The 15,246-nt window shown below is 70.1% G+C and carries 7 protein-coding genes; 2 read left to right on the top strand and 5 right to left on the bottom strand.

Going from position 1 to position 15,246, the window contains the following annotated elements; translation table 11 throughout:
- Positions 1–122: 122 nt before the first annotated feature.
- The 5 genes from AC07NC_RS14010 to AC07NC_RS13990 are packed head-to-tail and all read right to left on the bottom strand — an operon-like array spanning position 123 to position 12,269.
- On the bottom strand, positions 123–5,639 hold the full coding sequence (locus tag AC07NC_RS14010; RefSeq protein ID WP_494569939.1) for a hypothetical protein: 5,517 nt from the start codon (positions 5,637–5,639) through the stop codon (positions 123–125).
- A 10-nt stretch (positions 5,640–5,649) separates the two neighbouring features.
- A complete protein-coding gene (locus tag AC07NC_RS14005) occupies positions 5,650–8,124 on the bottom strand; it encodes a VWA domain-containing protein (RefSeq protein ID WP_494569938.1) in 2,475 nt (824 codons plus the stop codon).
- A gap of 10 nt (positions 8,125–8,134) precedes the next feature.
- On the bottom strand, positions 8,135–9,844 hold the full coding sequence (locus AC07NC_RS14000; RefSeq protein WP_494569937.1) for a hypothetical protein: 1,710 nt from the start codon (positions 9,842–9,844) through the stop codon (positions 8,135–8,137).
- A complete protein-coding gene (locus AC07NC_RS13995; protein ID WP_494569936.1) occupies positions 9,841–10,806 on the bottom strand; it encodes a DUF58 domain-containing protein in 966 nt (321 codons plus the stop codon). Before AC07NC_RS13995 ends, AC07NC_RS14000 begins: the two co-directional genes overlap by 4 nt.
- Entirely contained in the window at positions 10,803–12,269 is a 1,467-nt protein-coding gene (locus tag AC07NC_RS13990) for a hypothetical protein (protein WP_494569935.1), read from the bottom strand. The genes AC07NC_RS13995 and AC07NC_RS13990 overlap by 4 nt, the downstream gene beginning before the upstream one ends.
- A gap of 187 nt (positions 12,270–12,456) precedes the next feature.
- Here AC07NC_RS13990 and AC07NC_RS13985 point away from each other — a divergent pair, with 187 nt between their 5' ends.
- The gene (locus tag AC07NC_RS13985; protein ID WP_494569934.1) at positions 12,457–14,538 is read left to right on the top strand and encodes a M16 family metallopeptidase; all 2,082 of its coding nucleotides are present in this window, start codon (positions 12,457–12,459) and stop codon (positions 14,536–14,538) included.
- Complete coding sequence (locus AC07NC_RS13980; RefSeq protein ID WP_494569952.1) at positions 14,424–15,206, top strand: M16 family metallopeptidase; 783 nt, start codon at positions 14,424–14,426, stop codon at positions 15,204–15,206. Before AC07NC_RS13985 ends, AC07NC_RS13980 begins: the two co-directional genes overlap by 115 nt.
- The last annotated feature ends 40 nt before the right edge of the window (positions 15,207–15,246 follow it).

Below are 15,246 nucleotides of genomic sequence, written 5' to 3'. Positions count from 1 at the left end.
GATCGGTGCAGGCTTCTTAGCTTCAGGCCCAATCCATCCTCCTCGCCCCAAGGCGTCCCTACCCCACCCTAGCCGATGCGCGCGCCGCGTCGAAGCCGCACATCGGGCCTTGGTCCGCAAGGTCAGTCGGCGGCGGAGGCCAATGCTGCGAAAGGAGCCATCACGGCAGGGCTGGCGGCCTGCCGTTGGGCCAGGCGCGCCAGATCGCCGCGTATCCGTCGCGCCGCCCCCTGATCCGGGAAGGCCGCTAAAACGGTCAGGAACGCGGCGGCGTCAGGAGCCGGATCCCCGGGATCGGCATAGTCGCGGCGGGTCGGATAGAGGCTTTGCAGCAGGGCGGCCTGAAGCAAGGCGCCGGCAGTGGCGCTTTCGCCCGCCCTCCCATAGGCGCGTGCGGCGGCCAGCCTCATCCCCGCTGACGGCGACATGACGAAACGAAGCTGCCGCGTCAGACCGGCCAGCTGCTGTGCATCGAGCGCGACAGGCGCGCCCTGCTCCAGGGCGAGGAAGAGGGCCAGGTCGTGCAGCCTGACGGGTGGACCGCCAAGATCGGCGGACAGGGCGTCCAGGCGCGCTTGTCCGCCCCCCTGGCTCCACTGCGCCTCGGCGACCCGGTCATAGAGCCGCATCTGTCGGCCCTGCATCGCCCCGGAGAGGCTCGAAAGCTCGTCTTCAAGCTCCTTGATGACGGCAGGGTCGCGCGTGACGATTGCGACGACAGGCGCGCCGTAACCGGCCGCCGCCGGATCCGCGAGGCTGTCGATCAGCATTTGACGGTTGCTGGCGTCGCCGTCCTGACGGCCTTGCGGAACGGTCGCACGCCATAGCCCCCGGAGAATATCGCCTCGAGCGACGCCCGGCGTGTCGTCGGCGGCCAGGCGATCCAGGGGCCTCGCGACCGTCGCCGGCGTAAACTCCGGGTCCTGTACTGCCAGAGCCAGCACGGCCGGCGCCTGGGGAAACCGTTTTTGGTAGGCGGACCATGTCGGTGCGAACGCGCTCGGCAGGTCGACCTCGCCGGCCCGCGTCGCCATCGCTCGGCTTGTGAGCTGGCGGATCCACTCGGGGTCGTCCAGATCCACGCTCGCGGCTTCGGCCGTCCGCGCCGCAGCGTCCGGATCGCCCGTCAGTCGATAGGCCAGACCGAGCAGGGTCCCCAGCACCTGATCGTCAGCCCGGGTCGTCGCGAACGGCGCGGCGGTCGCGACGAAGGCGGAAAAATCGCCCGCTTTGGCCTGGATCAGCAACAGAGCCGCGACATAGGCGACGTTGTCGGGTTCGACGGAGACAAGCTTGGCGTAGGCCGCGACGATCCTGGGATCGACCGACGCCTTGGTCGCTTCGCCGCGCAGGAAACGTCTCTGGAAACGGGCCGTCTCCTCCCGGTTCGGCCGAGAGGTCGCCAGGAACGCGTCGAACGCGGCCTCGCGCTCAGCCCCAAAGCGCTGAGCCAGCAGCGTGCCGAGGCTCAGCGGCGGCTGCGCCATCGCTTCGGTCATTGCGCTCAGCGCCTCGAAGGCGCCTGCGCGGTCGTCGGCGAACCAGGCCGTCAGCACCTCAGGCGTTCGTGCGCTGTCTGCATACCGAGCGGCCAGGACCCGTGACGCGGCCAGCAGGACTTCACGGTTCGCCGCAGGTGCGTCGAACCGTAACAGCAGGGATGCGAAGACGCCGCCGCTGTTGTCCGACTGCGAACGCTCAGCCCCGATGTCACGGATCAGCACGGCCTGGAGACGATCAAGTTGCGCGTCGCTCAGAGGTGAATCCAGCAGATGAGCTGCGATGGCCTCCTGCAGCCCCGAGGCCGATCCGGTCCGCTCCATCCGCTCGACCAGAGCTTCGTACAGGTCCACGAGTCGATCGGGATCGAACCTTTGGGTCAGCAGCTGCAGCGGCGTCGGTCCGCCTCGCGCCCGCCCCGCCGCCCCCGCCACCGGGAGCGGGTCATTGCCTCGCGAGACGAGCAGCGGGATCAGGACGTCATCGGACAACAGACGACGACCGGCGGCGGCCTCCAGCTTCGCAAACCGTGCAGGATCGACGCGATAGACGTCATACAGCGCCAGGGCGTCGAACGAGGTGTCGGCCAGAGGCGCGAGTATGTCCTCACGAACGACCTCGGGACGCCCCAGGTCCGCCGCCTTGAGCAACAAGGACACCAGCATGGGCGGTTGATTCTGGGTCACGCCCTTTTCGCGTCCGGCCCGCCACGGAGCATCCGCCGCAATGGCCTGGTCGGCCAGGGCGCGAATACGCGCGCGGTCGCCGGTCTCGAAGGCCAGGGCGAGCGCGAGATCGAAGTCGGCGTTTGTCGCGGCTTGACGGCCCAGATCCACGATCGGCCAAGCCTGGCCCGCCGCCGTCGTCAGGCCGGCGGCAGGCGCATGCACGTCGGCCAAAGCGCGTCGGGCCTCGGGGTCGTCGCGGAAAGGCGCCAGAAGGGCGTCTTGCGTCGTTTCCAGCTCATCGTCGTTCAGGAAGGTCGCAAGCCGCTGATTGATGGCGACCACAAGGGCCAGGCGCGGAAAGTCCGCCAGCCTGGTCGCCGGGGCGGCCCCTACGGTCTGCGACCTCTGCGCCGCGGACTGCGCCGTTTGACGCCAGAGCGCGATCCGCGCCTGGGTCTCGCCTTCGGGCCAGGTCAACAACGCGCCCTCGATCAGGGTGGGGGCGTACTGCGCCGCATCGAGCGCCTTCAGGGCGTCGCTGGCCTGTTGCGTGGGCTGGCGCTGCACAAGGCTGTTGAGGCCCTTCCAATAGAGGGCGGCGGCCTCGGACGCCTGCCCCGACTGTTCCATCAGAACCGCCGTGTGCGCGATCAGATCAAGATCGTCCTGATCCTGCAGCAGGGCTACGCGGTAACGGGCCAAGGCCTCTCGCGTCATTCCGGCCTCGGCGTAGGCCTGGCCCCGCAAGGCGTCGACGTTCACCAGTCCCCCGATGTCGCCCATCAGCGCGAAGGCCCGCTCGGCGCCGGCGACATCGCCCGCCTTCAGCAAGGTCTGGGCGATATCCGCATAGACTTCCGGCGGATAGGGCTTGCGCATCGCCACCAGCCGGCGGCCGTAGATCGCCTTTCGGACGGGATCGCCCGCGCCGGTTTCGCTGGCGGAGGTCAGGCTGATCAGTTGGCGCAGAACCGCCGGCTTCTGGTCGCCCGCCACCGCGAGCGACGCCTGGAGCGCGCGCAGCTGCAGCTCCGGATCCCCGCGATCCTGGCCGATGTCGCCGACCAGGGACGACAGCCGCACATCATCCCCGTCCTGCAGAATACGCTCCAGGGCGGCGCGCCTGGCCCAGCCCAGCCTCGCCTGGGACAGATCGGCCGGAACCCCCACGCTGTTGGCGTCTCCGGCGGCCAGCACGTCCAGAAGCCCGTTCAAGGCGGCGACAAAGGCCGCGCCGCTCGGCGCCGTCTCGGCCTTGAACTGCAACAGACTGGCGGCCTCCGCGACCCGTCCTTCCGCTTTCAGCCCTCCGGCATATTCCAGCAGCGCATCGACATCCGTCGGGGCCAGGGCCAGAGCGCGGCGATGCTGGACAAGCGCTTCGGCGTTTCGATAGCCGGACGCATAGATGGAGGCCGCGAAACGCGCGGCCTCGACATCGTCGAGTTTTCCGGCCGCCCGCATCTGCGCCATCAGGGCGTCGACCCGGCGATTGCGATCCGCATCGCTTTCGGCCGGATCGGGGAAGCGAAGCACATTGATGATCAGGCGGCGCAGATAGGCGTCGGCGTTGGCCGGGTCGACCTGGGCCAACCGGGCCAGGCTCGCGTTAAGACCGGCGTAGTTCCTGAGCCGGGCCTGGACGGCCGCCAGTTGCTCCAAGGTTCGCACCTCGCCCGAACGTGAACGCTCGGCATAGCGGCGCACCGCGCGTTCAGCGCCGGCGCCGTCCTGCTGCGCGATACGGATTTCGACCAGAAGACTGACTTCGCCCTGATCCGCCGCGCCCGAAGCGATCCGCGCCTCCAGTTCAGCGGCGATAGGCTCCAGCTGACCCGTCTGTTGCGCGGCGCGAATGATCTGCCGTTGCAGGAAGGCCTTGCGCGCCGGAAGCCGAGTTCCCGCCCAAAGAGCCCGCCAACGGGTCAACGCCTCCGCCGGCTGACCCGCAGCGAAGGCGAGATCTGCGATATGGGCCTGCTGGTCGTCGTCCAGAACCCCGCCGCGCGCCTGGACGCCCAGCAGGGTTTCGAGGGCCAGATCCTGCCGGCCCAGACGTTCGTAGTTTTCGGCGACGGTGACGAGGGTCGCCGTGTCGCCCTGCGCCGCCGCCGAAAGAGCGCGCAGGCCCGCCTCTGCGTCCGCCTCCCGGCCCTGGTCGATGGCGGTTTCGACCTCGAAACGCCGAATCGCGACAGCGACGGCGGGCGTCGAGGCTGCATCGCCCAATATCCGGGAGGCCTGGTCGCCCATCCCCATGGCGATCATCTTGCGCGCCGTCTCGATCTGCACGTCCGGCCTGGCGCGGTTGGCGACGGCCAGGCTGCGATAGACCGCCACCGCCTCATCCGACCTGCCCTGCTCGAGATAGAGGGCCGCCAGACCATCGGCCCAGCGCGGATCGGCCGGCTGGGCACGGATCAGGCGCCGATATTCGGCCTCGACTTCCGTCGTCCGACCGGCGGCGCGAAGCACGCCCAGAAGTCGCTCGCGCAGCGCGGCGTCCCCGGCCTGTTGAACCATGGCCACGGCGTCGTCGTAACGCCGCAACTCCAGCAGGACGTCCAGCCGCGCCTGATCCACCTCCGGCCCGCGCGGCTTATGCGCCAGGAACGCCTCCGCGCCCGCCAGCTGATCGGCTGTCCGATAGGCCTCCACGACCAGGGCGAGGGCGTAGAGCCGATCTTCCGTCGTCGCGGCGGCCTCGACCGCGCGCCAGGCTGAGGATGCAGCCGCGTCCGGCGAACCCTGGCCGATAGCCCAGTCCGCCAGCCGCACGGCGTCGCTGTAGCGCACGGCGGCGTCGTTTCGAGGACGATACAGGGCGGCGGCGTCCCCCGGCCTCCCCAGGAGACCGAGCACGGCCGCCGCCCGGTTCGCCACGGCCGCATCACCCGAGCCGGCCAGTTGAGACAGGGCGTCGGGCCTTCGTCCCGTCACGCCGATGATCGCCAGGCGACGGTCCAGCAGGGCGCGCTCTTGCGCATCGTCCGACTGCGCCCGCGCGCGTTGGTACCAGACGGACGCCGCCCCGGCCTGATTCTGGATGTCGAGCAGCCGCCCGCGCAGCAGCATGGCGTCCGTCGTTCGGCAGCGGTCGAGGGCGGCGGAAACCGTGTCGGTCGCCGCATCGACATCGCCGTCGCGCCATTCCAGCACGGCTTTCAAAACGGCGACTCGGCAGGCGCGATCGGGATCGGCCCCGGCCGACAGTTCGTCCAGCCGGCCATAGACGCCGCTCAGGTCGTCGGCGAGCACGGCCTGGGCGTACAGCCGATCCGCCGCAGCAAAGTCGAGACGCGCACCGGACAGGACGGCGTCGATCAAGGCGCGTGCGCTGGCGTCGGTCCGTGTCGGCGTGTTCGAGACCTCGCCGGCAGGCGACGCCGCCTGCGCCGTCACGGACGGGGCGACCGACACGCCGAGGCTGAGGCCGAGCGCCAGAAACAGGGAGCGTGATCGCAAAGTCATGATCTCGATCTCAAACGGCCAGCCGCCGGGGCGGCCAGCGACGATAGACGATGTCGGCGACGTAAAGGACCAGGGCCAGCCAGCAGAGCCAGCCCCACAGGTCCAGAGCCGTCGCCGGAGATCGTCCCTGCGGAAGGGGGGCGGCGCCGGCGCGGGAGGGAGTCTCGATCACCACCCCGCCCGTCAGGCGGGCCAGTTGATCCAGGGGGAGTCCGTCAGCCTGAGAGACCGGACGGTCCGCTTGCCCGCCCCCGAGCGCCGGCAGGGCCGCGCGGGTCACGCCGCGACCGTCGCGAACCTCGACCCGCACAGGCGCGTCCATCGGCGCCGCGCCTTCGGCCGTGAACAGACCCGGCGCCCGTTCGACCGCCGTCAGGGCGGGCCCGGCCTGGCCGGCGGCGTTCAGCACCCGGATTTGCGGCGGACCGCCGGCGGCCCCGCGAATGCGCTGGGCCACCACCTTGACCCGGCCGCCGACGCGGCCGAGGCGCACGTCCCACTCGGGGCGCGGATCGGCCGTGCGGGCGACCAGCCGCTGCATCCAATCCCCGTAACCGGCCCAGTTGCGCCAGTTTGCGGTTCCCTCGCCGACCGGCTCTGTCATCAGCGCCGTCACCCGACCGGCGCCCCATTGCCAGGAGGCCAGAACCGGCTCGCCCGTCGCGGTGCGGATCAGGGTCTCGGCGAGCGGCTTGACGCCCGCCTGCGCATAACCGTCCAGCCGTCGGGGCGCCGCCGCCGCCAGATCGCCCCATCCGAAGGACGACGCCGACGGGGCCAGGGCGAAGCCGCCGCGCTTGATCCCGGGCTGGGGCTTCTGCTGGGGCTGTTTGAGATTGATCTCCACCAGGCTGAACTCGTCGCCGACGACATAGAAGCGCCCCCGACCGAGCCGGGCCCACTGCGCCATGCGCGCCTCGCCCTCGGTGCTGCCGCCGACCAGAACCGTGGAAACCGTCACCTGGTCGTCGGCGATATGGCGGATCAGCTGAGGATAGCGATCCGCCTCCACCCCGGCGTCCGAGATCACCAGGATATGGCGATAGCGGGCCTGGGTGTTCTGCAGCCCGTAATAGGCCTCCTGCAGGGCGCCGAAGAGATGTTCGCTGCCGCCCTGGGCCTGAACGCGACCGATGGCGCGCTCGACCTCCGGAATGTCCCGCGCCGGCTGCATCGGCGTGACCCATTGCCGCCCGCCGTAGAACTCGACCACGCCCACGCTGTCGGCCGGCGTCAGCTTGCGCACGGCCAGGCGCGCGACCTGTTTGCCCAGATCAAGCGGCGCGCCCAGCATCGAGCCCGAGGTGTCGATGACGATGGCCAGCGCCACGCTGGGATCCTCGGTCTGCTCTTCCTGACGAAGGGTCACCGGCAGAGCGGCGGCGAGCGGCGATCCGGCGTAGCCTCCGGCCGCAAAGGCGCTCTCTCCGCCGGACACCATCAGACCCAATCCGTTCGAACGAACCGCCTCCATCAATCGCCGCTGCGTCGGGGCCGCCAGCGCCGAGGCCGGCACGTCGTCCAGCAGGACGGCGCGATAGGCCGACAGATCGACGCCGGCCAGGTCCGCCGGCGCCCGGCCGTCGATGCGCAGGCCTTGACCCGCGAGCCGCTGAAGCACGCTCGCCCCTCCGGCCTGACGCCCGTTCACATAGAGGACGGCCAGCGGATCCTGCACGGCCGCCGCCGTGTCAAACCGGCTGACGACGGAGCCGCCTCGCGCCAGTTCGACACGGATGGGCATATAGCCAGGACGATCGACCGGGATCTCGACCGACACGGCGGCCGGACCGTCCAGATCGAGGGGACCCGCGCCGCCGATGCGCCGATCACCGCTGAACACCGCCAGCGACAGATCCTGTCCCACCCCGTCCAGCCCTATTCGCGCCGAGACATGCTCGCCGGCGCGGGCCGTCGGTAGCGAGAGGTCGGCGACGAAGGCCTCGTTCCGTCCGGCGCGGATCGGGACGGCGTCGATGACGACGCCACGCGCCACCAAGGCGTCGACCGCCCGGCCCCAGGCCCGGTCAGCGCCCAGGCCGTCTCCGATCACGGTGACTCGTCCCTCCGCCCCCAACGGAAAGGCGGCCAGCGCCAGATCGAGGGCGTGAGGCATGGCGGCGGCCTGACCGGCGTCCGGCAGGGTGATTCGCCGCGTCGCCTTCAGAGCCAGGGGGACGCCGCCGCGTTGGATGACCACCACGGGACCGTTCCGCTCCGCACGCGTCAGGACCGCCTTTGCGGCCGAGGCGGCCTGGGCGCGCGAGACAGGCGACAGAGCATCGCCCTGATCCACGATGATCACCGACGTCGGGCCGCCCCGACGCACGACCAGACTGGGTTGCGCCAGGGCCGCCACGAGCGCCAGGAAGACGGCGGTGCGAAGCGCGACCCGCACCCTGGCGGCCTTGCGCGCCCACCACAGGAAGCCGGGGATCAGGAGCAGGAGCCAGCCGGCTTCGGGATGAAGAAAGGTCAGGTGCACGACGCGGTCCTCAAGCCATCGCCCCGCGCTGCTGCAGCCGCCATTCGAGCAGCAACAGCAGGCCGGCGATCACGACGAGCAGGATGAAAAGAAGATCGACGGTCGGGCCTTGCACCGGGGTCACGCTGATGTCGGCCGGCACGGCCCGGGCGGCGTCCAGGGTCAGGGTGCGATCGGTCAGGGAGACGGCCACACGCAGGTCGCCGATCCGGGTCTCGCCCGCCTGATCCAGGAACAGGTCGCCGTTCAATGCGCGGTCGGCGATCCGGCGGTCGGCCGCCAGACCATAGAGGTCCGACTGGTCGGTCAGATCGGTCCCGGCCTGGGCATACGGAATCCAGGGCGGCGTATCCGCCAACCAGGACAGGGTGCGCGACACAAAGACGGGGAATCCCGAAGCCGCCGGGAACCCGCCTCTCTCGTCGAACAGGGCCGACCAGACGGCCACGCCGCGCTGCTGGCCCGGACGGGTTTCCGCAGACACCTCGCGCCGGGTGGTGCGGGCCAGGGTCTGGGTCTCCACCGCCGATATCCCGAGGGACGCCAGGGCCGCAGACAGGTCCGGCTCGGCCTCGTCGGCGCCATAGGTGAACACGAAGGCGCTCTGCTCGCCGGCCTGGGTCACGACTAGGGCCGGCCGGTCCTCGCCAAACCGCTCGCCGGCCCGCCGAACCACGACCTGGGCGTCCTTCGGCGCGGTGACGGCGAAGGCGGGGTTGAGCCGAACGGCGCGGGCGACGGCGGCCGGCGCGCCGGACGACAGGGCCACGCGCACTGGACGCCGGTCCGGCAGTCGCAGGCTGGCCTGATCGTCGGCGGGAAAGGCGTCGGATCGCGCCAGCCGCACGGCGAACAAGCCGCCGTCCGCGACCGCGTCCCGCACGATCAGTTTCCCGTCGGGACGGGCCAGGATATCAACCACGACATCGCGTCCGTCTCGGCTGAAGCGCAGAGCGTCGGTCGGCACGGGCCGGCCGTCGGCGCCGATCGCCTCTACGAGAATATCCGCACGCCCGGCGTCGCCCGAGGCCGCAGGCGAGGCGCCTAGGGCGACCACGCCGCGATTGTCGGGCGTCGGCCTGGCCAGATACCCATAGACAAGACGCTGACCGGCGGTGGACGTCACGTCCCGGGCGCCCGACCATGCGCCGTAATAGTGGACGACCGTGGGCCGCCCCGACGCCGACGCGCCCGCCAGCTCTTGATTGGCGACGGCGTGGGCGAAGCTCGAGGGCGCAAGGCGGGCGCGAACCCCGTCCAGGCGCCGGCTCAGCAAGGCCGGATTTTCACCCGGCTGCAGGAGGGGCGCCGCGACGGCGCCGTCCAGATAGACGGTGCGACGGGCGGGATCGGTGTTTCGGATATCGGCCATCAAGGCGCGGCGCGCCTGGGCCAGGTCGTCGCGTCCCGTCAGGCCGGCGGAGGCGTCCAGATAGAAGATGTGATCGACGGCGTCCCGGCCCGGCGTGATTTCAGGTCGCGCGCCGGCCGCCCAGAGCAGCAGGCCGATCGCCAGGATCAGCAGATAGGCCAACCAGCGCTGGAACCGCTGGCGGAAGACGCGCAAGGGCGTGACCCTGGCGGCCTGCGCCCAGAGACCGGCCGCGGCGATCCGCACATGCTTCTGACGCGCCTTCAGAACCTGAAGCCCGAACAGGAGGGCGGCGAGGCAAACGGCGCCGGCGATGACGGCCCAGAGCGGAAGCGACAGGAAACTCACAGCTTGACCGCGCCATCGCCGAACAGCGCCGACAGTTGGTCACGCACCGGCTTGTCGGCGTCGATCTGCACGAGGCCCGCGCCGCGGGTCCGCGCGAACTCCGACAGGGTGTCGGAGAAGCGGCGGTAGGCGGCCTTGTAGCGCGCCATGAGGTCGGGCGTGATCGTGACCGAAGTCGGTTGGGCGTGTTCGCCGTCTTCCAGCAGGATGTCCCCGCTGAGATCGGGATGGCGTTCGGGGTCCGCATCGTAGGCTTTGACGATCTGCACCAGCAGAAGCCGATGCGGCAGTTGCTCCAGCCCTCGCACCACGGATTCTGTGCCGGCCTCGTCGAAGAAGTCCGACACCACGATCACCAGACCCTGGCGCAGGCGAAGGCCGGCCAGGTGAGCCAGAGCCGCCGCCAGCCCGGTGCCCTGCAGCGCCGAATATCCCGCTAGGCTGTGCGCCACACGCGCCAGATTGCCCTTGCCCGAGACCGCGCGGAACTCGATTTCGAGCGTGTCGGAAAACGGAAACAGACCCACGGAGTCGTGCTGGTCCAAGGCCACGGCCGCCAGGGCCAGGGTCGCTTCCTGCGCGGCATGGATGCGGGGCGGCCGTTCGACGAACAGGCTGCGCGACCGGTCGACCAGGAAATAGACCGGCATGTCCTGGCTTTCCTCGAACACCCGCACGAACAGGCGGCCGAGACGGCGATAGACGTTCCAGTCGATGGCGCGCAGGTCGTCGCCCGCCACATAGGGTTTGAAATCGGCGAACTCCGCGCCCTGGCCGCGCGCGTTCGTCCTCTGCTCGGCCAGGCGGCCGCCCTTTTGGGCGCGCGAAATCCGCAGCGAAAAGGGTCGCAGCGCCGCCAGGAAGGTCGGATCGAACAGGGCCTCGAACGTCAACGGATCGGCCAGACCGGAAACGGCGGCAGGGGCGGCGGCGACGCGCGGACGGCGACGAAACAGCATCATCGACCGCCCCCGTTCCGCGCGTTGAAATAGTCGCGGGTCGCACGCTGTTCCTGAGCGCTGGCGGCCAGGGGCGCCGTCCGCGCCGCCTCGCCTCTCGCCATGCCACGATCCTGCGCCCGGACGCCGTTCGCCGGCAGAGGCTGCGGCGCCCCGTCCCGCGTGGTCGTGCGGATGCGGCCCGGGCTGGCCATCCCGCCAAGACGGTCCTGCATCGGGGTCGCCAGCATCAGGCTGGACACGCCGCGCCCCTTCTTCAGCCCCGTCTCGGGGCCGCTCTGACCGCCGTTCTCGCCCTGGCCTCCGCCCTGCTCGCGGCCGGACTGGTTCTGGTCTCCGCGACGACTGCGCCCCGGCTGCTGGCCCTCCCCGCTCTGGGATTGGCCGGAGCCGGAGTCCTGAGGCTGAGGCCGGGCGGCGGACGGGGCGTTCTGCCGGGCGCCGGAGGACTGACCGCTGGGCGCCTGGGACGCAGGGGCGTCGGTCTTGTCCTGAGCCATCGCCTCGCCGGGCGTTTGCCCGTCATCCTGCGGCTGTCTGGCCTCGCGATCCTGACCCGCCCCGCTGGACGAGGCGCTGTTGCCGGCCGCGCCCTGACCGCCACGCCCCCGGCCCTCTCCCTGGCCCGCAGCAGATTGGGACGGCGCGCCCGCGCGGGCGGCGGCGTCCTGTGCGGAGGCCGCGGCGCTGCGCGACGGCGAAAGGCGCGCCATCAACCTTTGGAAGGCGGCGGCCAATCCGGCGCCGGGCTTGTCCAGGCCATGGCGCGTCGTCACCTCGACATCACGACCCAGCGCGGTCGGGGACGCAGCGCCTGCGATCGGCGTCGTGTTTTCGGAACGCGCCTCTGGCGCGGCGACGGCCGCCGATCGCGGCGATACCGCAGCCGCCGCCGGATTCGCCGGCGCGGCCGCTTCGGGCCAGAACTGAGGAACGGCGAAGGCCGCCGCCAGACACAGAATCCCCGCAGCCGGCCATAGCCACAGCCGCGAGCGGCCCAACCTCAGCGCGCCGTCGTCGTCGCCCACGTCGCTGTCCTGCGCCCGCGCCACCCAGGGCGCAGCCTCCTGCAAGGCGGCGTCGTGGAAGGCCGTTCGGCGATCCAGTCGTTCGAACTCGTCGGACGTCTGCAACCGGTCGTTCAGGCGCAACCGATGATCGAGCAGCGCAAGAGCGGCGGTCCGGGTGCGGCTGGTCGCTTGGCGAGCCCGCATATAGCCGAACACCCCTGCCGCGAGGGGCGCGCCGACTGCGGCGATGAGGACGCCCGCGACAGTCGGGGCGACGAACGGCGCGGACAGGGCGAGAAGGAGCGGACCGGCCGCCGAGGCGGGAGCCGCCCAGGCCAGGGCCCGCCGCACCGCACGTCGGCGCGTCGTCGTCAAAAGGGCATGCCGTCCGCGCGTCTCGAGGCGATCGAGGCGACGACGCAACCCATCATCGACGCCCTGGATCATCCGTTCCATTTCGACCCGCGCAAACTCATCAGAACTGTCACATAGGACCGGTGGCTTGCACCAACCTTACAGTGTCCTCGTTTCATTGCCCCGCTATTTCGCCTTGCGTTCCAATAGAGAAGCTGAGCGCGTCAGGCTGGGGCAAGCTTCATGTGATTGGTGGGCGACAAGCGACATCGGCTTGTGAGGACCGACCTTGACGACCTTCGGAAAACCTATCGTCGGCGCCGTTCTGGCTGTCCTTCTGTCCTGCGGCGCCTCGAACCTCGCTTTGGCGCAGGCAAGGCCGGAATTGGGCCAGGTCCGCATCCCCTACGAAACCTTCACCCTGCCCAACGGCCTGACGACCCTGGTCTATACCGACCACACCGTTCCCACGATCTTCGTCGGCGTCTGGTACAAGGTCGGGTCCAAGGACGAGCCTGTCGGCAAGACGGGCTTCGCCCATCTGTTCGAACACCTGATGTTCCAGCCGACGGTCAATCGGCCGACGGAATACTTCCCCCCGCTGGAGGCCGTCGGCGCCACCGGCATCAACGGCAGCACCACCGCCGACTACACCAACTACTTCCAGACGGTGCCTGCCAACGCCCTCGACCGGGCGCTCTGGATGGAAGCTGATCGCATGGGCCACCTGACGGACGGCATGACCCAGGCCCTGCTCGACGAACAGCGGGCCGTGGTCAAGAACGAGAAGCGCCAGAATGAACTCGGCCCCGGCCGTTCGGCGGAAGCCCAGTTCCTGAAGGGCTATTATCCGGCCGGCCATCCCTATGGCCACACGACCATCGGCTCCATGGAGGACATCGACGCCGCGACCCTGGAGGACGTCAAGGCCTGGTTCGACGCCCACTACGGCGCATCGAACGCGGTGCTCGTCCTGTCCGGCGACATCGATGTCCAGACGGCGCGCGAGAAGACGGCCTTCTATTTCGGCGGCGTCCGCCAGGGCGAGCCGATCAGCCGCCCCGACCGCTGGACGCCCTCGTTTGCGGACATCCGACGCGACATCGTCTACGAGAACCTGCCGGCCGCCGTAATCTCCCGCACCTGGCCGTTGAACAACGGATCGCCACGCGACAACACGATGCTTCAACTCGCCGCCAAGGCGATGGCGCGGGGTCGAGGCACGCCGCTCCATGACGCGCTGGTCGAGAATCTCAAGATCGCCGACGGCGTGTCGGCCGGCGTCAGCGAGAGCCAGCTGACCAGCGCCTTCAATCTCTCGGTCGCCCTGAAGCCGGGCGTGACGCCCGAGGCCGCCAACGCGGCCATCGATCGCGAACTGGCGAAGTTTTTCCAGACCGGCCCTGACAGGGACCGCCTGGAAGAGATCGTCACGGCGAGCGACATCTCGCTGTTGCAGACGATGGAAAGCAGCGCCGCGATCGGCGCCTGGCTGGCCAGCGGCGCCGTCACCCACGACGACCCGGTCTATTTCCTGAAGCAGCGGGAATGGATCGGCGACGTCGACGCCAGGGCCGTGACGCAGTTGATCCAGGCCGCCCTGTCGCGCCCCTATTATGAACTCGTCCAGCTTCCCACGCCCGTTCCCGCCGCGGCGCCGACGGGCCTGGCGGACCCGACCCGCATGCCCGATCCCGGCCCCGCGGACGCGGCGATCGCCTTCCCCAGCGTCTCGGAGGCGGTTCTCGCCAACGGCTTGAAGATCGTCGTCGCCCATCGTCCCAATCTGCCCATCGTCAGCGCCAGCCTGCAGTTCTCGACCGGCTCTCTGGCGGAGGACGCCTATGGACGAGGCACGGCGAGCCGCGCCTTCGCCATGCTGACCAGCGGCACGCGCCGCTACGACGCCGAACAGCTCAAGCGCCAGGCGACGAGGGCCGGCGTCAACATAGCCGCCGCCGCCCAGGCGCGTGAAAGCGCTGTGATGTGGACCATGCTGAGCAGCCGCCTCGACGACGGTTTCAGCTTCGCCTCAGAGGTGGTGCGCATCCCACCTATCCCCAGGCGGAGATCGACAAGGCGCTGGAGCGGGTGGGGCCGCAGTTCGACGCCTATGAACGCAATCCCCTGCAGTCGGCCGGCCCCGTCTATGGGCGGGCGATCTGGGGCGAGGACCATCCCCTGGGGCGGATCGGCACGCGCGAGGACGCCAACGCCATATCGCGCGACGAGATCCAAGCCTTCCATGATCGCGAGATCGGGCCGAACAACGCCACCCTCTATCTGGTCGGCGACATCACGATCGAACAGGCCAAGGCCCTGGCCCAGGCCCACTTCGGCGACTGGCGCCGCGTCACGCCGACGCCTGTGAAAGAGCGAGGGGCGGCGACCGCGACGCCGGGCCGCATCATTCTGGTGGACGCCCCCGGCGCGGCCCAGACCAGTCTGACGGTCGGCGAGCTCACGACCGCGTTCGACGCGGACCAGGCGGCCGCCGGCGATCTTGCGGATGGAATCCTGGGCGCAGCCTTCAACAGCCGCCTGAACATGAATCTGCGAGAAGAGAAGGGCTGGACCTATGGCTTCACCGGCGGCGTCGCGGACACGCCGGTCGGCCCGCGCACCTTCACGGCGTCAGGCACGGTCGAGACTGACCGCACCGCCGACGCCATGAGGGAGGTCCGCAGAGAAATCGCCGACTATGTCGCCGACCGGCCCGCGACTCTCGAAGAGCTGGAGCGGGCCCGCACCTCGCGCATGCGGGCCCTGCCCTCGGCCTTCGCCGGCAACGCCGCCTTCCTCTCGGCGATCACAGGCGCCGCCGCCTATGGCCAGCCCTATGACCGCGCGGCCACGTCCGGCGCGCGGTTGGCGGCGGTGTCGCTGGATCAGGTTCAGGCCGTGTCGCGCACGACCTACGATCCGACGCGCCTGACCTGGGTGGTGGTGGGCGATCTCTCCAGGATCGAAGCCCCCGTCCGCGCGCTGAACTTCGGCCCTGTCGAGGTCTGGGACATCTACGGCCACAAGGTCCGCTAAGCGCGCGCCGAAAACAGAAAAAGGCGCCGCGGGCCATGCA

Source organism: Brevundimonas sp. GW821-FHT10A07 (assembly GCF_059415785.1).
Note: the sequence above shows the minus strand (reverse complement) of the source record. Positions and strands in the feature narration are given on the sequence as shown.

What these genes read in the sequence shown, in the direction of transcription:
- AC07NC_RS14010 (WP_494569939.1), bottom strand. Translation starts at nt 5,639, where the DNA reads ATGACTTTGCGATCACGCTCCCTGTTTCTGGCGCTCGGCCTCAGCCTC.
- AC07NC_RS13995 (WP_494569936.1), bottom strand. Translation starts at nt 10,806, where the DNA reads ATGATGCTGTTTCGTCGCCGTCCGCGCGTCGCCGCCGCCCCTGCCGCC.
- AC07NC_RS13990 (WP_494569935.1), bottom strand. Translation starts at nt 12,269, where the DNA reads ATGGAACGGATGATCCAGGGCGTCGATGATGGGTTGCGTCGTCGCCTC.